The organism is Streptomyces sp. NPDC004629 (assembly GCF_042873595.1).
GTDB lineage: Bacteria > Actinomycetota > Actinomycetes > Streptomycetales > Streptomycetaceae > Streptomyces.
The window spans coordinates 237,742-260,447 of sequence record NZ_JBIALO010000010.1; the positions used below are offsets into that span (position 1 = coordinate 237,742).

Annotated in this window: 16 protein-coding genes and 1 pseudogene; 11 read left to right on the forward strand and 6 right to left on the reverse strand. The window is 70.8% G+C overall.

The genetic code is table 11. From position 1 onward, the window contains the following. Nucleotides 1-10: 10 nt before the first annotated feature. Nucleotides 11-754 (reverse strand): SOS response-associated peptidase, encoded by a 744-nt coding sequence (locus ACFYTE_RS17840; protein WP_388710599.1) that lies wholly within the window; start codon nt 752-754, stop codon nt 11-13. 414 nt (nt 755-1,168) lie between these two features. On the opposite strand from ACFYTE_RS17840, the gene ACFYTE_RS17845 reads away from it, so the two are divergent. The 8 genes from ACFYTE_RS17845 (at nt 1,169) to ACFYTE_RS17880 (ending at nt 9,574) form a co-directional block, all read left to right on the forward strand. Continuing rightward, nucleotides 1,169-2,239, forward strand: a complete 1,071-nt coding sequence (locus ACFYTE_RS17845) for a LacI family DNA-binding transcriptional regulator (protein ID WP_388710602.1) — start codon at nt 1,169-1,171, stop codon at nt 2,237-2,239. A 129-nt stretch (nt 2,240-2,368) separates the two neighbouring features. Continuing rightward, nucleotides 2,369-3,685 carry an ABC transporter substrate-binding protein gene (locus tag ACFYTE_RS17850; protein ID WP_388710605.1) on the forward strand — a complete coding sequence of 439 codons (1,317 nt, stop codon included), beginning with the start codon at nt 2,369-2,371 and terminating at the stop codon, nt 3,683-3,685. A 63-nt stretch (nt 3,686-3,748) separates the two neighbouring features. Next, nucleotides 3,749-4,681 (forward strand): carbohydrate ABC transporter permease, encoded by a 933-nt coding sequence (locus ACFYTE_RS17855; RefSeq protein WP_388710607.1) that lies wholly within the window; start codon nt 3,749-3,751, stop codon nt 4,679-4,681. A gap of 118 nt (nt 4,682-4,799) precedes the next feature. After that, on the forward strand, nt 4,800-5,588 hold the full coding sequence (locus ACFYTE_RS17860) for a carbohydrate ABC transporter permease (RefSeq protein WP_388710822.1): 789 nt from the start codon (nt 4,800-4,802) through the stop codon (nt 5,586-5,588). 60 nt (nt 5,589-5,648) lie between these two features. After that, nucleotides 5,649-6,749 carry a glycoside hydrolase family 172 protein gene (locus ACFYTE_RS17865; protein WP_388710610.1) on the forward strand — a complete coding sequence of 367 codons (1,101 nt, stop codon included), beginning with the start codon at nt 5,649-5,651 and terminating at the stop codon, nt 6,747-6,749. A gap of 698 nt (nt 6,750-7,447) precedes the next feature. Then, nucleotides 7,448-7,810: a MerR family transcriptional regulator gene (locus tag ACFYTE_RS17870; RefSeq protein WP_388710613.1), complete on the forward strand. Its 363-nt coding sequence runs from the start codon at nt 7,448-7,450 to the stop codon at nt 7,808-7,810. 81 nt (nt 7,811-7,891) lie between these two features. Then, nucleotides 7,892-8,701: an alpha/beta fold hydrolase gene (locus ACFYTE_RS17875; protein ID WP_388710616.1), complete on the forward strand. Its 810-nt coding sequence runs from the start codon at nt 7,892-7,894 to the stop codon at nt 8,699-8,701. A gap of 126 nt (nt 8,702-8,827) precedes the next feature. Continuing rightward, on the forward strand, nt 8,828-9,574 hold the full coding sequence (locus ACFYTE_RS17880) for a GNAT family N-acetyltransferase (RefSeq protein WP_388710619.1): 747 nt from the start codon (nt 8,828-8,830) through the stop codon (nt 9,572-9,574). A 70-nt stretch (nt 9,575-9,644) separates the two neighbouring features. Here ACFYTE_RS17880 and ACFYTE_RS17885 read toward each other — a convergent pair whose 3' ends face one another. Next, nucleotides 9,645-11,336, reverse strand: coding sequence for a SpoIIE family protein phosphatase (locus ACFYTE_RS17885; protein ID WP_388710622.1), 1,692 nt, complete (start codon nt 11,334-11,336; stop codon nt 9,645-9,647). 267 nt (nt 11,337-11,603) lie between these two features. Between ACFYTE_RS17885 and ACFYTE_RS17890 the strand changes: the two genes are divergently transcribed. Then, nucleotides 11,604-12,266, forward strand: a complete 663-nt coding sequence (locus tag ACFYTE_RS17890) for a phosphoribosyltransferase (protein WP_388710625.1) — start codon at nt 11,604-11,606, stop codon at nt 12,264-12,266. A gap of 11 nt (nt 12,267-12,277) precedes the next feature. Here the strand turns inward: ACFYTE_RS17890 and ACFYTE_RS17895 are convergent, their stop codons facing one another. The 3 genes from ACFYTE_RS17895 to ACFYTE_RS17905 form a co-directional block, all read right to left on the reverse strand. Further along, a complete protein-coding gene (locus tag ACFYTE_RS17895; protein ID WP_388710628.1) occupies nt 12,278-12,712 on the reverse strand; it encodes a DUF2267 domain-containing protein in 435 nt (144 codons plus the stop codon). Between the two features lie 75 nt (nt 12,713-12,787). Beyond that, complete coding sequence (locus ACFYTE_RS17900; RefSeq protein ID WP_388710630.1) at nt 12,788-17,137, reverse strand: trypsin-like peptidase domain-containing protein; 4,350 nt, start codon at nt 17,135-17,137, stop codon at nt 12,788-12,790. Further along, complete coding sequence (locus tag ACFYTE_RS17905; RefSeq protein ID WP_388710633.1) at nt 17,124-17,459, reverse strand: trypco2 family protein; 336 nt, start codon at nt 17,457-17,459, stop codon at nt 17,124-17,126. Before ACFYTE_RS17905 ends, ACFYTE_RS17900 begins: the two co-directional genes overlap by 14 nt. A 386-nt stretch (nt 17,460-17,845) precedes the next feature. Between ACFYTE_RS17905 and ACFYTE_RS17910 the strand changes: the two genes are divergently transcribed. Beyond that, nucleotides 17,846-18,784 carry a UTP--glucose-1-phosphate uridylyltransferase gene (locus ACFYTE_RS17910; protein WP_388710636.1) on the forward strand — a complete coding sequence of 313 codons (939 nt, stop codon included), beginning with the start codon at nt 17,846-17,848 and terminating at the stop codon, nt 18,782-18,784. 10 nt (nt 18,785-18,794) lie between these two features. Here the strand turns inward: ACFYTE_RS17910 and ACFYTE_RS17915 are convergent, their stop codons facing one another. Continuing rightward, complete coding sequence (locus ACFYTE_RS17915) at nt 18,795-21,596, reverse strand: ATP-binding protein (RefSeq protein WP_388710639.1); 2,802 nt, start codon at nt 21,594-21,596, stop codon at nt 18,795-18,797. Nucleotides 21,597-21,729: 133 nt separating this feature from the next. On the opposite strand from ACFYTE_RS17915, the pseudogene ACFYTE_RS17920 reads away from it, so the two are divergent. Beyond that, nucleotides 21,730-22,038 (forward strand): annotated as a pseudogene (locus tag ACFYTE_RS17920) (ATP-binding protein); the annotation flags it as partial. Nucleotides 22,039-22,706 lie beyond the last annotated feature (668 nt).

Sequence of the window (22,706 nt, forward strand, 5' to 3'; positions counted from 1 at the left end):
CCGTACTTCTTCAGCGCCTTGTCTCGTCCAGTAGGTGGGCGTCGTTGTTGCGGGTGCTGTTCACGGCCGAGGAGACCGGGCGTGCGTCGAGGTCGCCGTCCGCGGGCCGGGTGAGCAGGGCCCGCAGCTCTTCCGGATCGTCGTGGTGGGGATCGAGCCAGGCGGCGTAGTGGTCGGGGGCGAGGGCGAGCGGCATGCGCGGGTGGACCCGCCCGGCCGCGTCGGTGGCCTCGGTGGTGATGATGGTGCAGGTCATCAGCCAGGCGCCCGGGTCATCGTCGTTCTTGATCCTCGGATTGCGCCAGTACGCGTACAGGCCGGCCAGTGCCATCACCCGGCCGTCGGCGGGGTGGATGAAGTACGGCTGCTTGCGGGTGCGGCCGGTGACGGCATCCTTGATCCTGGTCCATTCGTAGAAGCCGTCGGCCGGGAGCAGGCACCGGTGCCGGGAGAAGGCGCGGCGGTAGGCGGGCTTGTCGTGCACCGTCTCGACGCGCGCGTTGATCATCCGGGAGCCGATCTTCGGGTCGTCGGCCCACGACGGCACCAGGCCCCAGCGCAGTGGCCGCAGCTGCCTGTGTGTCACCGCGCCGGCGCCGCCCTCGCGAGGGGCGCGTTCCAGGACGGCGTACACGTCGTCGGTGGGGGCGACGTTCCAGTTCGGTGCCAGTGTCTCGTCGGGGTGCCAGTCGGTGACGCCGAAGAGGCTGACCAGGTCCTGTGGACTGCGGGTGGAGACATAGCGGCCGCACATGTCGCCACTGTGCCACGGCGGCCTCGGGCCCGCGGCGGGGATCATGTCCGTACCGGTCGCACGGCGGTCACCCGGCTGCCCCGCTCGATTCGACGGCCCGACGAGCTGACACCAGCCTGAGCTTGGGTGCCGTTTCCAGGCGCCGGTACCACCGCATCTCCCCGGGACCTGGACCGGCACTCCATGCCGAGTGTGCCCCTCGCAGATCGCAGCGCCTGGTGAGGGGCACACTCGTTCCCCCGGGCGGCCCGCCACCCACCCGCCCGGGCCTTCGAGGCCCCCGGTGCGCCGCCGTCCCGACAGGCCCTGGGACCCACACGCGAGAACTCCATGGACGCCGCCCTTGCGTCAAACGTTTGACGTTCTTACTGTCGGGGTCGCTCGACTGGCCGACCGGCGGGAGGTGGATGACACATGGTGACGATGCGGGACATCGCCACGCGCTGTGGTGTCTCCATCTCGGCCGTCTCCCTCGTGCTCAACGATCAGCACGAGGGACGCGTGAGCGCCGAAACCGCCGAACGCATCCGGCAGGCGACCGAAGAACTCGGGTATCTGCCCAACCTGGCCGCGAGGGGACTGCGGACGCGGCAGACCCACACACTGGGCCTGCTGTCCGACGGTGTCGCGAGCGTTCCCTTCTCGGGGCAGATGCTGGCCGGCGCACAGTCCAAGGCGTGGCAGGAGGGATACGTCCTCCTCCTCGTCGACATGGCCGGAAATCCGGACATGGAAGCGCCGGCGGTGCGGTCCCTGCTGCAACGCAGCGTCGAGGGGCTGATCGTGGCCGTCGACTACCACCGTGAGGTCGATCTGCCGCTGCTTCCCCGGCCTGTGCCCCAGGTGATCCTGGGCGGCCGGCCGCGGGGCGGACACGCCGACTGGGTCGTGCCCGACGAGAGGGCCGGCGCGCGGGCGGCGACCCTGCATCTCATCGAGGCCGGGCACCGGCGGATCGCCTTCTGCAACCTCATCGCACCGGCTTTCGCCATCGCCGAGTCGCTGCGCCGCGAGGGATATGAGAAGGCACTGGCGCAGGCCGGTCTGTGCCTCGACGAGTCGCTTGTCGTGGAGGCGTGCGAACCGAACGCATCCGCCGCGCGGGAACCCGCTCGCCGGCTCCTCGGCCGCAGTGACCGGCCCACGGCGGTGTTCTGTTTCTCCGACCGGCTCGCGCTCGGTTTCTACCAGGCGGCGGCCGAACTCGGCCTCGACATCCCGAGGGACCTGTCCGTCGTCGGCTTCGACAACCAGCAGAACTTCGCCGAGAACCTGTTCCCCGGGCTGACGACCGTCCAGCTTCCGCACTACCAGATGGGGGTGAGCGCGGCGGAGAAGGCGATCGCCCGGCTGCGGGGAGACGGGGGCGCAGGCCAGACCGGCCACCTCGTCCCCTGCCCCTTGGTCGTCCGGGACTCGGTCGCGCCCCCCAGCGCTCGGCTGCCCAAGAAATTAACGGCACGCCGAGGGACCCGCGCGGTCTGATCCCGCCCGGCCCCCGACGGCGCGCACACCACCTTCCCACCGGTTGCTCCGGCGGGCCGAGCCTGCCCGGACGACGGCAGGCCGGCATCAGCACCCCCGTTCAATGACGAGTCGAGAGGGAGCTTCGACATGAGAGCTCGACCCACGGCACGGCGCTGCCTCAGCGTCTGTCTGTCCACCACGATCGCCCTGGCCGTCGCCGCCTGCGGAGGCGGCACCGGTGAGAAGTCCGACGGGACCTTCACGATCCTGCAGTACGAGGACCAGACCTCGGCGCAGGCTCAGGGCTGGCAGAAAGCGGTGGCGATCTTCAAGAAGCGGCACCCCGGCGTGACGGTGAAATTCCAGACGACGAGTTTTGACGCGATGCGCCAGAACGCGAAGATCACGCTGTCCGGAAACAACGTCCCCGATGTGGTCGAGTTCAACAAGGGCAACGCGGACGGCGGCCAACTGGCCGGCCAGGGCCTGCTGCAGCCGTTGACGGACGAGGCGAAGGCACGGGGCTGGGACAAGAAGGTGACGGGCGCGATGGCCGCGTTCGCCCGGTACGACCAGAACGGGCTGGCCGGGTCCGGTGACTGGTACGGCGTCCCGAACGTCGGCGAATACGTGACCTTCTACTACAACAAGAAGATGTTCGCGGACGCCGGCATCACCAAGCCGCCGACGACCCTGGCCCAGCTTGAGGCCGACATGGACAAGCTGAAGTCCGCAGGTCACCTGCCGATCTCCAGTTCCGCCAACACCAGCCAGGGCTTCAACCAGATGTGGCTGTGGTACTCGCTGGTCTCCGCCTCGGCGTCCCGGCAGCAGATCGACGACTTCATGTTCCTCAAGGGCGACGTGAACGTCCGCTCCGGCCCCTGGAAGCAGGGAACACGGACGTTTAAGGACTGGATCGACAAGGGATACGTCGGCGACAAACTCGGCGGCCTCTCCTACGAGCAGGCCATCGTCAACTTCCTCCGTGGCGACGCCGCCATGCTGATGTGGAACCAGAGCCAGTTCTCCCGTATCCGCAAGGACGCGGACTTCTCGTGGGGATACTTCACGCTGCCGGGCGCCGAGCAGGTCATGGGCTCCTCGGGACATCTGTGGGGAGTGCCGACGAAATCGAACGACAAGGACCTCGCGTACGACTGGATCGACATCACGTTGAGCGCGCAGGTCCAGAACGACATCGGCAACCAGGGCGGCCTGCCGCTGGCGGGTGACGCCTCCGCCATCAAGGACCCGGTGACCCGCCAGTACACGGAGCAGTTCGACGACCTGGTCAAACGGAACGCCATGTCGTTCTACCCCGACTACCCGGTGCCCGGCTTCCTCGACTTCATGCAGAACCATATGCAGGCCATGTCCAACAAGAGCGAGACGGCGGACGCCTACCTGACGGCGCTGCAGAAGTTCTACGACGACGGCAAGAAGACCGCCACCGAGCAGTAGACGCCGGACGTGCCGGGACCGGACAGCGCGACCTCGGCACGTCCCCCGCAGAAGAGAGACCCCATGTCAGCACTGGTCCCCGACCGGCGTCTGCCCAGGAGAAGGCGCAGCAGATCCGGCTCGTACTGGCTCTATCTGGTTCCCATCGCCGCCGGCTTCGCCGTCGTCGTCGCCGCGCCGTTCGTGATGAACATCGTCCTCAGCCTCTACCAGTGGAAGGGAGGCATGGCGCCGAAGCACTGGTACGGCCTCGGCAACTACCTGGACCTGATGCACGACGCGGACTTCTGGCACTCGTTCCGGAACTCGCTGTTCATGATCATCGCCATCGTCGTGGTCCCGACCCTGATCGGCGTCGTCCTCGCGGCGGTGCTCTTCGACTACATCGGCAAGACCTTCGGCAGCCGGGCCGCGAGCTTCCTGCGTGCCACGTACTATCTGCCGCAGATCCTGCCGATCGCGGTCGCCGGCTTCATCTGGAGCACGATCCTCGACCCGCGGCAGGGCTCGATCAACACGTATCTCCGCTCGATCGGCATCACCTCCGGACCCGACTGGCTCGGTGACCCCCATCTGGCGCTGTACTCCGTGATGCTCATGCTCATCTGGCTCCAGATCGGCTACCCCGTGGTGGTCTTCATGGCCGCGCTCCAGCGGGTGGACCCCGAACTCTACGAGGCGGCCGAACTGGACGGAGCCGGCTGGCTGCGGCGGTTCCGCGCGATCACGGTGCCGCAGATCCGGCCCGAGGTGTTCTTCGTGGTTCTCACCGCGACCGTGGGTGCGCTGAAGGTGTTCGCCCCCATCCTCATTCTCACCGGCGGTGGCCCGGAGAACTCGACGGTGGTGCCGTCCTATTACGCGTACCGCAACTTCTTCGAACTCTCCCGCGTTGGCTACGGCGCCGCGATCGCCACCTTCATGTCGGTGGTCATCTTCGTCATCGCCGCCCTGCTCATCGTGTGGCAGCGCCGCTCCGAACGCCAGGAGGGCTGACATGAAGGCCCAGACCCCGCCGGCACCCCCGGTCGTGGCGCCGGAGCCCCGCCCCGATGCCCACCCCGTCGAACGGGGCCGGCGAGGGCGCCACCCCCTGCGATGGCTCGTCCTGCTGATGACCGTGGCCGTTGCCGTGGTCATGCTCGCGCCGTTTCTGCTTCTGGTCCTCAACGCCTTCAAGACCAGCGCGGACTACTCGACGCACGGGCCCCTCTCCTGGCCGAGCACGTTCACACCGGACGCGTTCTCCCGCTATCTGTCGCTCGTCGACTTCCCGCTCGCGCTCGGCAACTCCGTGCTCATCTCGGGCTGCGTCGCCTTCCTGGGCGCCGCGCTGTCCCTCATCAGCGCCTACGCCATCGGCATCGGCAAGGTGCGGTGCAACGGCGCGATCCTCGTCCTGCTCCTCCTCGCCACGATGGTGCCGCAGGAGGCGCTCATCTACCCGCTGTTCTACGGCGCGGAACGGGTGGGACTGCTCAACAGCGTCTGGTCCGTGGTGATCGTCTTCACCGTGCTCCAGGCCGCGTTCGGCACCTATCTGCTCGCCAGCGTCATGACCACCCTGCCCAAGGAACTCCTCGAAGCGGCCGTGATCGACGGCGCGTCCCGGTGGCAGATCCTGCGGCGGGTCGTCTTCCCCGTCCTGCGGCCTACGCTGTCCGTCCTCGTCGTGTTCTTCTTCATCTGGACGTGGAACGAGTTCTATCTCCCGCTCATCCTGCTCAACGACCCGTCGGCACAGACGGTACCGATCACCCTGGCCACACTCCGCGGCCAGCATTCGATCGACATCACCGTCCTCAACGCGGGGTCGCTGCTCTCCCTTCTGCCCACACTCGTCTTCTTCCTGGTCTTCCAGCGGACCCTCAGCCGAGGTGTCACCGCAGGAGCCGTCAAGTGAGCGCGCACACCCGGCCGTTCGCCGCCGTGTCCGCGCACCCGCACCGTCCGAGGAGCATACGTGTTCACCCACTGGAGTGCCCTGAGCCCGAACAGGGGCGTTCGCAGCCGGTCCATCAACGCCGAGAACCGCACCGGTGCGGCCGGCGGCGCAGGCCGGGCGGCATCGGCGCTCGGCCCCGGCCGCAAGGGGGCGGCCTACCTGCCCCTGCCCGCCGGTGAGTCACTCACCCTCGCGGAGATCGAAGGGCCCGGCGTCATCCGGCACATCTGGATCACCGTCGCCGACCGGACCGCCGACGGTGGCCCGTTCGTCCTCCGCGACCTGGTGCTGCGCGCCTACTGGGAAGGCTCCGAGGTGCCCGCCGTCGAGGTCCCCCTGGGCGACTTCTTCTGCAACGGGTTCGCCACCCGTGCCCTGGTGACGTCCGTTCCGATCGTCGTCGCTCCGACGGGAGGCATGAACGCGTACTTCCCGATGCCCTTCCGCAGTCACGCGCGACTCACGCTGGAGAGCCAGCACGGCGCCGATCTGCCCCATGTCTTCTACCAGGTGGACTACACCACGGGCGACGAGATCGGCGCGGACACCGGCTACTTCCACGCCCAGTGGCGCCGCTCGAACGGATCCACGCCGCTGGGTACTGACCATGTCGTGCTCGACGGAGTGCGTGGCCGTGGAACCTACGTCGGCACATATATCGCTCTGGCCTCACTGCACCGGTACTGGTGGGGCGAAGGGGAGGTCAAGTTCTTCGTGGACGACGACGAGGAACTGCCGACCCTGTGCAGCACGGGCCTGGAGGACTACGCCGGCGGCGCGTGGGCGTTCCAGGACGAGTTGCGCAACGACCCGGAACCCAAGGTGCTCACCTTCAACGCCCCGTACTCCGGCTACCCCTACCACTCGGCGCGCGACACCACGAAGGCGTCGCCCTTCGCAACCCATATGCCGCCCATGCACGGCCTCTATCGCTGGCACCTGCCGGACCCGGTGTACTTCGAGGAGCGGCTGAAGGTGACGCTGCAACAGATCGGCGCATGGGACCACGGCCTGTTCGAACGCCAGGACGATGTGAGCACCACCGCGTACTGGTATCAGGACGCACCGGACGGCCCCCGTGCCCCGCTGCCGCCCGCTGCCGAGCGCCGGCCTCGCTGAGCACACGTACCGGCGGAAGCGAGCGGTGGGGACGCGGCCGTGGCGCTGCGCCCGGTGGCCGGCGGGCTTGCCGGCCGTGCGGTGCCGGCCGGTCCCGGGTGGGTCGCCGCGGCCCGGACGGTGCGCAGGGCGGGCGGGAGGTGGTCCTGGCCGGGGCCGGCCAGGGCCAGACGCAGGGCGTTGGGGATGTGCGACCCGATGGCGAACGCCTCACCGGTGGAGACGAGAATGCCCTGGTCGGCGAGGCGGTGGGAACCAGCAGGGGACGGTGCACGGCGGCTTCCTGGTGGAACTCGCGGACGCCGCGATCGGCACCGCTCACTCCACGCTGATGGCGCCGGGGGGAGTCGTTCACCAGCACCGTGATGACCCTGCGCGGCGACCGGGCCGTCGGCCGCTGACCTGCCCGGTACGGCCGCGCTCGCCCCACGTGGCGATCTCGTGCCAGCCCTGGGGCGGTGGTAAACACCCCTCGGGCAGGGTGTGTTGCGGACAGGCCCCCGGCCCGATCCCGTCGTGGTGATGGTCAGGGCGAAGGCGAACCGCCAGCCGACCAGTCCGGCGAGCAGGGTACCGGCTGGCACACCCATGCAGAGGGCGACCGTCGAGCCGCCCATGGCGACATCCAATCGCTTATCCTTGACACACATGTCAAGGTCCGGTCGGAGCGGCACCGATCCGGACGTGAGGGTGGTCATATGCGCATCGGCGAACTCGCCCGGCTGACGGAGACGCCTCCGCGCCTGCTGCGTTACTACGAGAAGCAGGGCCTGCTCACTCCGGGCCGCGAGGCGAACGGCTACCGCGACTACGACGACTACCTCGTCGACCGGGTCCTGCAGATCCGCGGTCTCCTGGACGCCGGGCTGCCCACACGGATCATCAAGCAGATCCTGCCCTGTCTGGACAGCCCGCGGACGATCCACTTCGCCGACGCCACACCGGAGATGATCGCCACGCTGGAGTCCGAGACGGAGCGGATGGCGCGTCGGATCCAGTGCCTGACCCGGAACCGCGACGCCATCGTGGAGTATCTCGCAGCGGTCAAGCGCCTTGCCTGACAGGGCGGTTGACGATACGAGCGATGCGGCCCGCCGGCCGGCTTGACCCTGACACCAGTGTCAAGGTCGCACGCTGAGGCCATGACCGATTCCGCCATCCGGCACATCGAACGCGGCGACGGCACACCCGTCGTCCTGATCCACGGCTACACCGTCGACCACCGCGTGCTGCTCCCCCTCGAACCCGCCTTCGCCGACCGTCCCGGGTGGCGGCGGCTCTACCCCGACCTCCCCGGCCACGGCACCAGCCCCCGACTGCCGGGCACGACCTCCGCGGCCGCTCTGGCCGACGCCGTCTTCGAGTGGATCGACGCCGAGGTGGGAGGGCGGCCCTTTGCCGTGCTCGGTCAGTCGTTCGGCGGGCAGCTGGCGAGGGTCGTGACGGCGCGGTTCGGCAAGCAGGTGCTGGGCTCGGCGCTGCTGGTACCGGTCGTGCGCTGGGGCGCCGACCGGACCCTGCCCGAGACGACCGTGGTCGCATGCGACCACGACCTCCTCAACCGGCTCCCGGCAGACGAACGCGACCTCTTCAGGGCCGTCATGACCCGTCACACCAAGCGCAGCTGGGACCTCTTCGAGCAGTACGTCCTGCCGGGCTGGCGGGCGCACGACCCGGCGGCCGCGGCCGAACTCGAAGCCGACTTCCTGCTGCCGCACTGGCCCGAGCACCAGGCGCCGGAGCACCACGGCCGGCACCTGCTGATCACCACCCGACAGGACGCCCTGGTGGGATGGCACGATCAACTCGCCCTGCTCGACCACTATCCCCGGATGGCGGCGACCGTGCTCGACGGCGCCGGCCACAACCCTCAGGTCGAGCGCGCCGAGGCAGTCCGGAGCGTGTTCGGGGCCTGGCTCGACGAACTGTCCCGGCCGGTCCCGGGGGAGTAGCGGCCCATCGTCTGCCGCTCCCCGGGACGGCCGACGGTCGAGGCGGACGCTAAATCCTGTTGCCGTGCCCAACCCGGAACCGGATGATGTCAGCGCCGATCAGACATGATCTACCGAGGACGATGAGTGACTGAGAACGATGAGCAGCGCCAGACCCTGACGAACGCGCACGGTGTGCCCGTCCTGACCTACGAGCGCGGTGTTCGTGAGGGGCACCCGTGGGCGGACCTGGTCGAAGTGGTCGGGCCCGACCCCGTGGACACCATCGTCTCCGAGATGTCCGGATGGGCTGTGTCGGCGTCCGCGGAACTCGGTGAGCAACTGCTGCGGCATGGTGCCCGGGTGATGCGGCACGCCCACGAGATGCGAAGGGACCTGATCGCCTCTCCGCCACCGGCCGACTGGTCGGCCCGCCCCCTCGGCGACGGACTGCGCCTGGTTCCTTGCGACCGCGCCGCCGAGGCGGTCTTCCCGGCATGGCGAGCCGCCTTCCCGGCCGGCCACCCCGACCACCACCCGGCCAGCGACGAACAAGCACTGAAGGAGCGTCTTGCCCCGCTGCTGGCGGGCTCTGTCATCGGTCCGGTCCTCGCGTGCAGTGCCTTGGTGGTGGACGAGGCGGATCATGTCGTCGCCGGCGCGATCATCACCGACCGCGACGGCCTGCCCTGGATAGCGGATGTGTTCCGCCGGCCAGGGGCCCGTTACGCCGGACTCGGCGCCGATCTGCTGCGTCGCGTACTCAGCGCTGCCGCGGCCGACGGGCTGACCGATGTCTCCCTCGTCGTGAGCGACCAGAACCCGGCGCGCCGCGTGTACGAGAAACTCGGCTTCCAACTGACCGCCACAGCGCTGACCGTCGTGGTGCCGTAGGCCCCACGACAGACCCTCGGCCCGGCTTGCCGGGCGCCCGCCGCCGGGATCCGCTCTGCCTCAGGCGGCCTCAACAGGACGAGCCGGGCGCCCGCCGCACGGCCAGCAGGGCCACGTCGTCCTCGTTGTCCGGTGGGCGCGCCCGTGCCAGCACCTGGTCCATGAAGGACTCCAGCGGACGGTGGGCCAAGGACGCCGCATGCCGGCGCAGGCGGCTCAGACCCTCGTCCAGGGCATGGCCCGGGGACTCGATCAGACCGTCGGTGTAGAGGAGCAGGGTCGACCCGGGCGGCAGCTCCGTCGTCGCGTCGGGGCGGACCTGACCGGCCGCGACGCCCAGCAGTACCCCGTGTCCGCCGGTCAGATAGCGGGCCACCCCCTCGTGGGTGACCAGCAGCGGAGGCGGGTGGCCCGCATTGGTCCAGGACAGCTCGCACCGGCCGGTGTCGGTCACCGTCATGCGGGCGAAGACCAGCGTCGCCATGGAGACCTCCGCGATGTCCAAGGTGGCCTGGTCGAGCCATTCCACGATCTTGCTGGGCGGCTCCGTCTGGGACAGCGCATACGCGCGGAGCATGCTGCGCAACTGCGCCATGCCGGCCGCCGCGTCCAGGTCGTGGCCGACGACGTCGCCGATGACGAGGGCGGTGGCGCCGTCCGTCAAGATGAACGCGTCGTACCAGTCGCCGCCGACCTGGGAGGCGTCCGGGGCGGGCAGGTAGCGGGCGGTCATGCCGAGGCCGGGCGCGCGCGGCAGCTTCGGCAGCAGATGGCGCTGCATGGTCTCGGCGACCTTGCGCTGCCTTTGGTAGAGGCGGGCGTTCTCCAGGGCGAGACTGGCGCGGCGGGCGATGTCCTCCAGCAGGGCGGTGTCGGTCGCGGTGAATTGTTCGGGCTGGTCGGCGCGGCCGAGGGTGAGGGCGCCGAGGACGTCGTGCAGGCCGCGGAGGGGGACCACGACGGCCGAGCGTATCCCGGTCGCCTCGAACAGACGCCGCTGCTCGACGGCAATGCCGGAGTCCGGCGGCCTTTGATAGTTCTTGGGACCGGCGAGGGAGGACGCGACGCCGCGCAGGGCGCGGGCCAGGGGCATCGAGGACTCCTGCGGCACCGGCGGCATGGGCCCCTGCAGATCCTCCCGGAACCGCACGGTGCCACCCTCGGCATGGGCGACCGCGAAGCGCCACACGTCGTTCTGCTCGTCGATCAGGTCGATGACGGCCCAGTCGGCGAGCCGGGGTACGACGAGGCCGATGAGGCGGCGCAACGCCTCGTCGATGTCCAGGGTGGAGGTCAGCAGGGTGGTCGTCTCGGCGAGCAGCGCAAGCCGTTCCAGTTCGGACAGCCGCCCGCTCGCCGGTGTCCGCTGGACGGGCCGCCCGGCGGGTCCTGCGGAGTGGAAGAGGACGAGCGTGGCCGACGGGCGGATGCCGAAGTCGCAGGGAGTGGCCAGCCATGCCACCGGCAGCAGCGTGCCGTCGCCGCGCTCGAACCACTCGTCGGCGCCCTGCTCCGTGCGCCCAACGAGCATGGCGTTCCGGATCCGGCACTGGGCCCTCGGCACGGGCTCCCCGCAGCTGTTGCGGTGCAGCAGGTCGTGAGCGTCCCGGCCGACCAGGCTGGCGGCAGGGCGGGCCAGTAGTTCCTCGCCGCGCGCGTTGACGGCGACGATGCAGCCCTGCTCATCCGCCAGGTAGGCACCCGCGCCGAGCGCGTCGAGGGCCCTGGCCACCGTCTCCTGAGCACCACCGAGGCCCACCATGATCCGCCTCCCGTCGCAGGAAGGGAAAACCTCCGCCCCCTCGGGGTTCCCCCAGGACCAGCGGTGAAGCCGTCACCGCGCCCGCAGCCGTACCCGCAGCCGGCACGACGGGCACCGCCGGCGGGGCGCGAGGTCACCGCCGTGCGGATCACCGGGCCGGCCTGTGACCGCTTGCGGCCCGCGGAACCGCCGTTTCAGTGCCGGCCGGCGGGAAACTCCGAGAACCCGTTCCGAGTCCCTTCATGGGAGAGAGGCAGACATCACGTCATGCGATTCCGCAACCGCCGGGAAGCCGGCCAGGAACTCGGCCTTCGGCTCATGGAGTGGGCATCCGAGGGCGAGCTTCCCCATCCCCTCGTCCTCGCGCTGCCCCGAGGCGGTGTGCCGGTGGCCGCCGAGGTCGCCCGGGCCCTCGGGGCGCCGCTGGACGTGCTCGTCGCGCGGAAGATCGGTCTTCCCGGCCGGCCGGAGACGGGTATCGGCGCGCTCGTGGGCGACGACCCGCCGCTGTTCGACCGGCGGGCACTGGAGATGCTCGGCCTCAGTGAGGACCGCCTCGTCGAGGACGTCGCCCGTGAACGCGAGGTGCTGAAGCGCCGCGCCCTGCTCTACCGGGGCGGCCGGCCCGCGCCCGACGTCCAGGGCCGCACCGTCGTCCTCGTCGACGACGGACTGGCCACCGGCGCCACCGCACGCGCCGCCCTCCGACACCTTCGCCGTCTGGAACCCACCCGGCTGATCCTCGCCGTCCCGGTCTGCGCTCCCGAGACCGCCACCGAGATGCGCTCGGAAGCCGATGACGTCGTCTGCCTGCAGCGGCCCTCGGACTTCCGGGCGGTCGGCCTCTGGTACGACGACTTCGAGCAGGTGAGCGACGACGAGGTCATCCGGCTCCTGGACGAACTCAGGATCTCGACATCCGGCACATGAACGCATACGTGTCAGGTCGCGCCCCCGGTGGCACGCCCCGAGGGCAGCAGCTCGCGGATGTCCGCGGGCAGTGCCCCGGACACGTGCTCCATCAGCTCCGGAGCGAGGGCGGCGTCAAGCACCTCCAGCACGGCGCCGGCCTCGCGCAGAGCCGTGTCCTCGTCCGTTCCGGTTCGGCCCGCGATGCGCCCGGCGAACGCGGTCAGGCCGAAGCGATCCGCAGCGGACCTCGACGCCCCCGTGGCCGCCGGGTCCGTCACCTCCCGGATCGAGGCGGCCGATTCCGGCGGAAGCCGATCGGCCACGTGAGCGGCGAGCCCGGACGGCAGCCGCTCGGCCAGTGTGGTCAGCACCGCCCGCGTGGCCCGCTCGGCAGGCCCACGGCCGGGCCATCGCGTCAGAGCCTGCACCTTTCCGACCCATTCATCATGCTGCATGAGGGCCATGTCCTTTCCTCAAGCCGGCCGGTGGGGCTTCCGGGTCTCCTGCTGGGCGGCGCTGAAACAGGGCCGGACGCGTACTCAGGAACCGCCGAGCAGCTTCGCCAGACGGGCGGCGTGCTCGTCGTCCATGGCCACGCCGGTGTTCTCCGGCCTGCTCAGCCAGTCGGCGGCCTTGGCCAGGCAGTCGTCGGTCTGCGGCCGTGTCAGGCCGGGTCCTTCGAGCAGCGCGGCCAGAACGTGCCCGGCGTACCGGCACCCGGCGTAGGTCTCCAGCCAGCCGAGCGCCATGTCCACGACGGCCGCCCGCTCGGTCTGTTCGGACGCGGGCAGGCGCGGGTCCAGGAGCGGCCCCAGGATGGCCCCGGTGAAAGGCGAGAACCCGTCTTGCTCATCGAGCCACTTCCGGGCCCGCGCCGCGACGGCGCCCGCACGGTCAGGGTCGAGATCCGTCCGGGCCAGCAGAGCGCGCAGCACCTTCTTCCCCCGCGAACTGATCGGCTCTCCACCGCAAGCCTCTTGAAGCGCGAGGTCCACGAGGACGGCTCGTGTCGCCTCCGGGAGCGGCACCAGTCCCAGCCGGCACAGGGCCGGGAGCTTCTCCTTCGCCAGCACCATATGGCCGTGGCCCACGCAGTCCAGCACCCGCTCCACGGTTCGCCGGCGGAGTTCCTGGTCGGACACCCGGCAGCCGGGCAGGCGCTTCAGTATCCGCTGCGCATTCTCGGCGGTGTGGTGGATCTCCAGCCAGTCCAGGGCGAAGCGCAGGCCCTCGGCCTGGGGCTCCTCGGCCAGACCCGGGCAGATCAGCAGGGCTTCCAGCACGAACGACGCCGTGTTGCCAAGGGCGTTGTCGTGCTCGGAGAGCCATGCGAGGGCGAGCGGCGCGGCGCGCGCCCCGACCGCCGGGTGCTTGAGCAGGGGTTCCAGGACAAAGCGTGCCTGAGGCGACGTGCCACGTGTGCCTGCGGTGAGCCAGCCGAGCGCCGCGCCGACGGTGTCGACTCCCGTACCGTCGGCCAGAGCGCCGGAGTCGTTCAGGGCGATGCGGGCGTCCAGGGGGAGCAGATGCTGGAGCACGTAGGAGATGTTCGGCGACTCGGCGTGGTCCCTGAGCCAGGTGAGGGCGTGCCGGGCAGCCGTCTCGCTGTGGGGGTCGAGCCTTGGATGAGCCAGCAACGGCTGGAGGACGAAGCTGGCGTCGTCCCCGCTCAGATTGGCGGGCGAGTCGAGCCAGCGGACCCCCGCCGCACAGTGCCGGTCGGCGTCCGGCAGTCCGCGCCGCTTGAGCAGCGGCGCGAGGACCCACTTGGCGACATCCTGCGTGCCGTGCTGCCCCGTGGCCAGCCACCTCACCGCGTGCTCCGCGGCACTTGCGGCCGCACCGGGGGAAAGTTCCGTGTTCTCCAGCAGCCTGCGCAGCACGAAGTAGGCGTCCCCGCGCCGACTGTGCTCCGCAAGCCAGGCGAGGGCCGGGCCGACGGCGTCGTATGTCCCGCCGGGGACGGGGACCCGAACGAGCAGGGGGTCCAGTACGAACGTCGCCTCGTGCGAGGTGCCGTGCTCCGCGAGCCATGCACAGGCGAGGCCGGCAACCGTGTCGGCGGGTTTTCCCCGCAGGGCCGGGTGTTCCAGCAGCCCCCTCAGCACGAACGAAGCCATGGGTGAAGTGCCGTGGCTTGCAAGCCAGTTGAGGGAGCGGTCGATGACACCCCTCGTCCGGCTGCCGTCCAGGTCGTCCCGTTTGAGCAGCTCGGCGAGGACGAAGGTGGCGGTATCGGCGTCGGGATGGAGCCTGAGCCAGTCGAAAGCGAGCTTCAGCGCCCTGCCCCTGTGGTCGTCTGCAAGGTCCTCACGGCACAGGAGCGCGCGCAGCACATGGGCGGTGGCGGCTGCCGGCAGCCGCCGGCCGGCCACACCGAGGCCCGCGTCGACCGCCTGTGCGATGCGGTCCTCGGGCAGATCGCTTCGGGCCAGCAGCGCACTGGCGAGGGAAAGACTCCCTTTCAGCACAGGGTGCCGCAGCCATTCGACCGCTTCCTCGGCGGCCTTGTCCAGGTGCTCGGCCGATACGCCGGGTGCCCGGAGCAGGGCTTCGAGCACCGGACGTACCTCGTACAGCTGGTGGCGGTTGTCCGCCTGCCACGCCAAGGCGGCCGAAGCGAGACGTGCCGGAACGGCGTCGGAGGTGTTGCGGATCGCGTTGGCGAACAACGTGCGCGCCGGGCGCGGGCCCTCGGCCTCGGCCCGCCCCAGCCAGGGCCGCACCAGTGTGTCCCATGACGCGATGACCCCGGACTGCCACGGCGGTCCGGACAGCAGGGTCAGCAGGGTCCGGCCGGTCTCCTCAAGATCGGCCTCGGCCGCCAGCCGTTCGGCGGGGCCGCTCCGGTCCGCGAGCCACTGTGCGCAGACCCGGCGCACATCGTCGCGCACAGCCGGATCGAGGTCGGCCGACCATCGCCGTACGGTGTCGGCGGCGAGCCGGAAGGTGTGCGTGCTCGTGAGGAACGCGGAGAACATCCGTGCGGCGGCGTCGGCTTCCAGCCGCCCCGCTCTCGGAAGCAGCGCCTGCTGGAGGAGTTCGTCGGCCACGAAGTCATGGATGACATCGAGTACATCGCCCTCGGAGGCGAAGAGCCAGCCCAGCTTGCACAGATGCCCGACGACGCCGATCCTGCCGGCGTCGAAGCCGCGGTCCTGGTGCAGATCGAGGAAGGCGCCGACGGCTGCCTCCACCGCCTTCTTCTCCTGAGGGCAGCAGGAGGCGGCGACCGCGGAGGCGAGGAGATCGGTGCGCGAGTCCCTGAGTTCTTCTCCGGTGCGCTCCCGCAGCCAGTACGACAGATCCTGGACGCTGCGCAGCCCCGACAGGTCCAGCGCCTCCTGACCGCCGTCGCCCACGCGTGATTCGATGGCCCGCGCGATCAGCAGGGTGAGCACCGGACGGTGCCCGCAGACGGCGGCGATCCGCTCCGTGCCGTAGGCATCCACGGCCTTCCTGGCGACGCTGTTGATGATCCGGGTGGCGACGGCCTTCTGGTGCTCCCCTTCCTGGGAGACCTCCACCTGGTCGAGAAACCGGAGACGCCCCAAGGCCTCGGCGCGCGGTACCGCTCCGGGACGCAGCGAGGCGATGCACGCCAGCCGGGCCGATGACGTGCTCTCTTCCCTCACTTCGTCCGCGAAGTCGAAGAGGTCCAGATGCTCATACCCGTCGAGGTAGTCGAGCACGAGCAGGACGTCCCTGTTCCGCGCGTGCATGTCGCGGACGACCCCGGTCAGTTCCTCCGCCGTGATCGGCTTCTTCGGTGCCAGGTGCAGTACGGTCCAGCCCTGCCGGTCGGCTCGGGCCGCCACCTCGAAGCAGGTACGTGTCTTGCCGGTCCCCGCGGCGCCGACGAGCACCACCCCCAGTGACTTCGAACCCGGTGCGGAAGCCGCCGTCAGCCGCGTCAGGAGATTGTCCGGATCCGCCTGGTGGCCCTCGCCGGGGCTGACGAAACGGATCTGGTCGTCCGTCAGGTACTTGTCGCGGTTGGAGTTTCTTGTGAGGGTCTGCCGGTGGGTGCGGATGCCACTGGGCAGCGGCGGCAGGCCGACATCGGCGAGGTCGTCGGGGCGCAGGCCGCCGCAGCCCAGCAACTGCTCCAGCCGGTGCAGTTCGCCGGGCGTGACGCGGTCCTGGAGGCCGTCGATCCGGGCCGCGGTGAGAGCGGCGCCGTCGGAGGCATAGTGCCTGATGACGACGCCGATGATCCGCCCGCGGCTGAAGACCGCCGCCCCCGACATGCCTTCCCACGGCTCGTACGGTGCACCGTCCGTGGCATCCGTGCCGTCCCTGCCGTCCGTGCTGCCTGTGCCCTGCCGTCTCGTCGTTCGGCGAGGGTCGTCGTCCGGTGAGGGAGGCCGCACGATCTTCAGGTCGAGGGTGCGTTCCCGTCGGTTGGAGAGCGGCACACAGGTGGCCTCCGCGGCCTCCAGGTCCCGGTAGACGCCCTCGCGGAGCTTGAAGAGCGGAAAGCCGAAGGCCATGCATTCGACGCGGGCGGCGCCCTCGCCGACACAGCCGAACGACGCGGGCGCCGTCGCGGGTGCGGGGGGCGGGAAAGAGGCGGCGTGAACCGGGGAGGGAACGGAAGGGCCCGAGGCCGAAGGGGTGAAGACGAGCACGGCGACATCGATCTCGGCGTTCGACCACCCCACCGACGCTTCGTAGCCGGCCTCGTCCTGCCGGTCTGCGTTGAACCGCACGCGCACGCCGGTCGCTCCGTCGAGCGGATGCCATGCGGTCAACACCCTGCCGTCGGCGACGAGATAGCCGGAGGCCCGTCCGCCCCTGCCCGCCGCGCGGCTGACGATCACCTCCGCGATACGGCCGGGTGCGTCCCACCCCGTGGCCCTGTGTCCGGTGACGTCAGCGTTCGCCATCTACCTCGTCACCGGAGATCAGGGGCGAGCGCGTCGTTCCGTCCTGTGCCACCGTCTTGGGATGCAGCGTGAGCTTGAGCCGTTGGGTGGTGGATCGGGCCGACTTGCCGTCCGTGCCCGCCTCGACGACCCAGAACCGCACCTTGCCGTTCGCGCCTCCTTCGCGTGAGACCGCGACGGTCGCCTCGACCTCGACGGGTCCCACCTCGAACTGGAGGGCGTCGCCCGCCTCCGCGCCCTCTGCCGCCGCGGCCTTGAGTTCCTGTCGCAACTGACGCACCAGCTCCGCCAGTTCGACCCCACGTTCCCCGTTCGCTGCCATAGCGGGGATTGTAAGGGGCCGGACCCCGCGGCGAACCGACCGAGACGGACGCGGTGTCGCGCCTGGCGGCTGATCAGGATGTAGTCGCGCTCACCGGCAAAGAGTTCGTCGGAGTTCAACGCAGCCCACCGCTCGGCCTCGGCCAGGCCGGCCCCACGCAACCGGCGGACAGGAGCGCGAAGCTGAGTCTCCCAGCGGCGCAGATCAGCCCTCAGCGCTCCCTGCCAGACACGGAAGTCCCCCGGACTCGACCAGCCATCGCCGCAGCGTCGGCACGCGGCAGCGTGATCGCGTGCCCGGCGTTCGTGCGGCTCCGCTCGGCGTTGGTAGCGTCGGGATGCGCCGCGTCGGCCGGCACGGCGCGCCGATCGACCGAGAGAGACCCGATGCCTCCGACGATCCGCAGGGCCGTGATCCCCGCCGCTGGACTCGGCTCACGCCTGCTGCCCCTGACCAAGGCGATCCCGAAGGAAATGCTCCCGGTCGGCGACAAACCGGTCATCGAGCACACGGTGCGCGAGCTTGTGGACTCCGGTATCACCGACATCACCATCGTCGTCAGCGGTGGCAAGTCCCTGATCCAGGACCATTTTCGGCCGAACCCGGGCCTCGTTGACCAACTGCGCGCCGACGGCAAGACGGCGTACGCGGACGCGGTGGAGGAAGTCGCCGAACTCGCCCGTAGCGGTCACATCACCTACCTCGACCAGCACGGCCCGTACGGCAATGGCACCCCCGTCCTGAACGCCGCGCGCTCCTTCAGCGACGAGCCCGTGCTCGTCCTGTGGCCCGATGACGTGTTCGTCGCCGAGGCGCCGCGCGCTCAGCAGCTGATCCGCGCCTACGAGCAGACCGGCTGCCCGGTGCTGGCCCTGCTGCCGATGGACCGCGGTGAATCCCAGCGCTACGGCGTGCCCATCGTGAAGGAGGACCTGGGCGGCGGACAGCTGCGGATCACCGGGCTGGTGGAGAAGCCCGAACCGGCCGACGCCCCGTCGGAGTACGCGGCCATCGGCGGCTACGTCATCACCCCCGGCATCGTGGACGAACTGCGTGAGCAGACCCGGCGCTGGTACGAGGCCCGGGACAAGGGCCGACCGGTGGGCGAGGTCTATCTGACCGACGCGATCAACGCCTACGCCGCCAGCCGCGCGGTGTACGGACAGGTCATCCGCGGCACCTGGTACGACACCGGCAACCCCGCCGACTACCTCGTGGCCCAGATGGCGCACGCCCTGGCCCACCCCGAGTACGGGCCCGTCCTGCGCGACCTGGTCCACCGGCTCGACAGCCCCGCTCCCACCGCACCCGGCACCGCCACCTGAGCCGTTTCCGTCACTGCGGTGGATCCTGCGCCAGGGCGTTGCGGAGTTGTGCCCTGGCGCTGACACCCAGCTTGGGGAAGATCTTGTGCAGGTGGTAGCCGACGGTGCGGGGCGAGAGGTACAGCCGGGCCGCGATGTCGCGGTTGGTCAGGCCCTGCGCCGCCAGTTCGGCTATCTGCCGTTCCTGCGCGGTGAGTCCGCCCGCGGCACGCGTGGCCGTCATCGCCCCAGCCTTGGCTCCCGCCGCCCGCAGTTCGGCGGCGGCACGATCGGTCCAGGGCCGGGCGTCGAGCCGCTGGAAGCACTCCAGCGCCGCGCTGAGATGCGGGCGTGCCTCGGCGCTGCGCCGCCGCCGGCGCAGCCACTCACCGAAGTCGAGCTGGATGAGCGCCTTCTCGAAGGGCCAGCAGTCGGTGGTGGAATCGGCCAGAGCGGCGCTGAAGCGCGTCTCGGCGTCATCGGAGTCGCTCAGCAGGGCGGCGGCCCGGTGCAGGACGGCGGCGAGCCGGGGCGACCTGTCGGGTCCCAGGCCATCCTCGACGGCCTCGACCACCGTACGTGCGTCCTCCCGCTGCCCGGCACGGACCGCCGCGGCGGCCAGGTCGCCCACAGAGTAGAGCGAGGCATGGTAGTGGACGGAGGCCGGGCGGAAGTCCCGGGTGAAGGTGGCGCGCAACTGCTCGTAGGCGTCGGCGTGGTCCCCGGCGACGAACGCGGCCATCGCCAGCGCTTGCCGGTGCCGCACCTGGAGGTTCAGGGACCTGCGCAGGTCCACGCCCCGTACGGCTTCCAGGGCCTGCGCCCGCGCGGTCGCGTGGTCTCCCCGCAGCGCGCGCAGGGTGGCCCGGAGGATGCAGGAGCCCACGGTCACGTTGTCGGCTCCCGCCTCGGTCGCGATCCAGAACGCCTCGTCCGCCGCGTCCTGGGCCGCCGTCCACGAACCGCTCTCGAACAGCGCGAGGGCGAGCGCCTGGGTGACGGTCGCGTTCGTGCCCGCGCTGCCGGCCCGCCGCAGGACGTCCATGGTCTGCCCGAGAATCCGTACGGCGTCCTCGGTTTCGTCCAGGATCCAGGCCGTGCCGCCCAGCGCGGTGAGGTCACTCAGGGACTCCTGCTCCATGGCGGCCAGCCCGTCCTTCAACAACCCGAGGAGCCACGTCCGTCGGCGGTGCGGGTCGATGACGGCCCGGGACCAGGCGAGCCCGGCGGGATCGTCGCTCTCCTCGATCAGGGCGCCGATCCGCCGCAGTTCGGCCCGGTGGAACGGCGACCCGGCGTTGTACACGGACGTCGCGGCGGTGGCCAGGGTACTGAGCGCCAGGTCCGGGGCCGAGACCGCGGTGGCTTCGGCGACGCCCAGCAGCAGGGTCAGCGCATCCTCGTGGCGGAGCGTGACACCCAGCGCCCATCCGCCCAGGAGCGATGCCTCGGCACGCAGCCGCGGGTCCTCGGTCAGATCGCCGATCCGGCCGCTGATCTCACTGACCCACTGCGGATGGCCGGCGAACATGGCGGCCTGCGCGGCCATCAGCAGGCGCCGGGCGCGCAGCTCCGCTGCCGGAGTCAGTTCCGCGGCGCGTTCCAGCGCCGTGGCGGCCGCCGCGTACCCTCCCCGGGCACGTGCGCGCTCGGCGCTCTGCGCCAAGGCGTCGGCGACCTCCGCGTCCTGGCCCGTCGCGGCGGCGGCCAGGTGCCAGGCCCGGCGGTCCGGTTCGTCGGTGAGCGCGCCGGCCAGGGCGAGATGCGCGTGCCGGCGCTCGGCGAAGGAAGCCGCCTGGTAGATGGCCGAGCGCACCAGCGGGTGGCGGAGCAGCACCTGGCCGTCCTCGATCCGCACCAGTCCGACGCGCTCCGCCGGGTCCAGCGCCTGGACGACGTCCGACGACGGGGCGGCCCGCAGGAGGTCGGCGAGCTGCCCGGTGCCGGCGGCGGCGACCAGGAGCAGCGCCGCACGCGTGGGCTCGGGCAGGCCGGGGAGGTCGGCGGCGAACAGGTTCTCCAGGCGTGCGGTCAGCGGCAGGGCGGCACCGCCGTCCTGACCCGTGCCGGTCCGGCCCCGGGCGAGGGCCCGGGACAGCTCGATGAGGGCCAGCGGGTTGCCGGCGGCCTGCTGGAAGATCTGGGTGCGGGCCCTGCCGCGGGGCGGGTGCGGCTGGGCGTCCAGCAGCAGTCCTGCCGCCGCCCTGCTCAGCGGGCCCACGGTCACCTGCGGGAAGTCCCGGTCGAAACGGGCCGGCACCGCCTCCTCGCGGGCGGCGAGCAGCAGCACCACCGGCTTGCCCTCCAGACGCCGGGCGAGGAAACCCAGCACGTCCACCGAGCCGAGGTCGAGCCACTGGACGTCGTCCACGAGCAGGAGCAGCGGCCGGTGCGCGGCGGCTTCGCCGATGAGGGCGAGCACGCCGATGCACAGCGACAGCTGGTCGAGGTTCACCTCGTGCTGTGCCGCCGTCATCCCGAACGCACGGTCGAGGGCCTCCCGCTGCGGCGCCGGCAGCGCGTCACCGGGAAGCAGCGGATGCAGGAGCTGGTGGACGCCCGAGAGCCCCAGTCCGGTCTCGCCCTCACTGCCGCGCACGCGCAGCACCCCAAGGCCCCGGGCCCGGCCCTGCTCGGCCGTCCAGTCGACGAGGGTGCTCTTGCCCGCCCCCGGCTCCCCGACCAGCACCAGCACCTGCGGTCCGGTGCCGTCCACGGCCCCGAGCAGGCCCTTCAGGCGGGACAGCTCGGCGGCCCTGCCGAGGATGCCCGGATCGGCGGGGTAGTCGGGGCCGATGTGCACCACGGTCGTGTTCCTCCAGGTGTTGTTCATGATCCGGTCATCCTGCCGGTCGCGGACGACCGGTCATGTGACAGAAGCGTCGCCCGCTCGCTGTGCCGATGATGGACCCGGCCAGGGAACGGGTCCAACGCCCTGGGCAGCCGAGCAGGTCCGGAGTACATGCATGAAGGTTCCCCCATCCGATTCCGCGGCCGGTGAGGAAGCCGCCCGTCGATCATCCCGCCGTACGACGTCGTCCCGTCCACTGGGCAGGGACGACGAGATCGAGCGCATCCTCCAGTGCGTGCGGCGCGAGCCCGGCGGCCCGCAGGCGCTGCTGCTGCTCGGGGAGGAGGGAATCGGGCGTACGACCCTGCTGCGCCACGCCCGGGAGCTGGCCGGCGACGACGGCACGCTCGTGCTGTCCGCGCAGGGCTGGGCCGCGGACCATCGGTACGCTCGCGCGTGTCTGCGGCAACTGCTGGCGCCGGTCCTGGACGAGCTGTCCGGGCTGCCCGACCCGCACGGCAAGGTGCTGACCGCCGCCCTGAACCCCACCACCTTCCACAACGACCCGCCCCATGACGCCGGCTCTCACGAGGGCGGGGCCCACGACGGGGGGTCTGGGGGCGGTGGGCCCCACGAGGGTGCGTCCTATGACGGCGGGTCTCACGGGGGTGGGTCTCACGGGGGTGGGGCTCATGACGGCGGGTTCCGCGAGGGCGCGTCCTATGGCGGCGGGTCTCACGGGGGTGGGGCTCATGACGGCGGGTTCCGCGAGGGCGCGTCCTATGGCGGCGGACCTCACACGGGCGGGTCTCACGGTGGTGGGTTTCACGGCGGTGGGTCCTATGACGGCGGGTTCCGCGAGGGCGCGTTCTATGACGGCCGATCCCACGACGGCGAGGCCCGGGACGGCGCCCCTCGCGGCGGCGCGTCTCACGGCGGTGGGTCCCGCGAGGGCGCGTCCTGTTACGGCGGATCTCACACGGGCGGGTATCACGGCGGTGGGTTTCACGGCGGTGGGTCCTATGACGGCCGATCCCACGACGGCGGATCTCACGGTGGTGGGTCCTATGACGGCGGGGCTCACGAGGGCGGGTTTCACGGCGGTGGGCCCCGCCAGGGCGCGTTCTATGACGGCCGATCCCACGACGGCGA

What these genes read in the sequence shown, in the direction of transcription:
- ACFYTE_RS17855 (WP_388710607.1), top strand. Translation starts at nt 3,749, where the DNA reads ATGTCAGCACTGGTCCCCGACCGGCGTCTGCCCAGGAGAAGGCGCAGC.
- ACFYTE_RS17890 (WP_388710625.1), top strand. Translation starts at nt 11,604, where the DNA reads ATGCGATTCCGCAACCGCCGGGAAGCCGGCCAGGAACTCGGCCTTCGG.
- ACFYTE_RS17895 (WP_388710628.1), bottom strand. Translation starts at nt 12,712, where the DNA reads ATGGCCCTCATGCAGCATGATGAATGGGTCGGAAAGGTGCAGGCTCTG.
- ACFYTE_RS17910 (WP_388710636.1), top strand. Translation starts at nt 17,846, where the DNA reads ATGCCTCCGACGATCCGCAGGGCCGTGATCCCCGCCGCTGGACTCGGC.
- ACFYTE_RS17850 (WP_388710605.1), top strand. Translation starts at nt 2,369, where the DNA reads ATGAGAGCTCGACCCACGGCACGGCGCTGCCTCAGCGTCTGTCTGTCC.
- ACFYTE_RS17875 (WP_388710616.1), top strand. Translation starts at nt 7,892, where the DNA reads ATGACCGATTCCGCCATCCGGCACATCGAACGCGGCGACGGCACACCC.
- ACFYTE_RS17845 (WP_388710602.1), top strand. Translation starts at nt 1,169, where the DNA reads ATGGTGACGATGCGGGACATCGCCACGCGCTGTGGTGTCTCCATCTCG.
- ACFYTE_RS17860 (WP_388710822.1), top strand. Translation starts at nt 4,800, where the DNA reads ATGACCGTGGCCGTTGCCGTGGTCATGCTCGCGCCGTTTCTGCTTCTG.
- ACFYTE_RS17900 (WP_388710630.1), bottom strand. Translation starts at nt 17,137, where the DNA reads ATGGCGAACGCTGACGTCACCGGACACAGGGCCACGGGGTGGGACGCA.
- ACFYTE_RS17905 (WP_388710633.1), bottom strand. Translation starts at nt 17,459, where the DNA reads ATGGCAGCGAACGGGGAACGTGGGGTCGAACTGGCGGAGCTGGTGCGT.
- ACFYTE_RS17870 (WP_388710613.1), top strand. Translation starts at nt 7,448, where the DNA reads ATGCGCATCGGCGAACTCGCCCGGCTGACGGAGACGCCTCCGCGCCTG.
- ACFYTE_RS17915 (WP_388710639.1), bottom strand. Translation starts at nt 21,596, where the DNA reads ATGAACAACACCTGGAGGAACACGACCGTGGTGCACATCGGCCCCGAC.
- ACFYTE_RS17840 (WP_388710599.1), bottom strand. Translation starts at nt 754, where the DNA reads ATGTGCGGCCGCTATGTCTCCACCCGCAGTCCACAGGACCTGGTCAGC.
- ACFYTE_RS17885 (WP_388710622.1), bottom strand. Translation starts at nt 11,336, where the DNA reads ATGGTGGGCCTCGGTGGTGCTCAGGAGACGGTGGCCAGGGCCCTCGAC.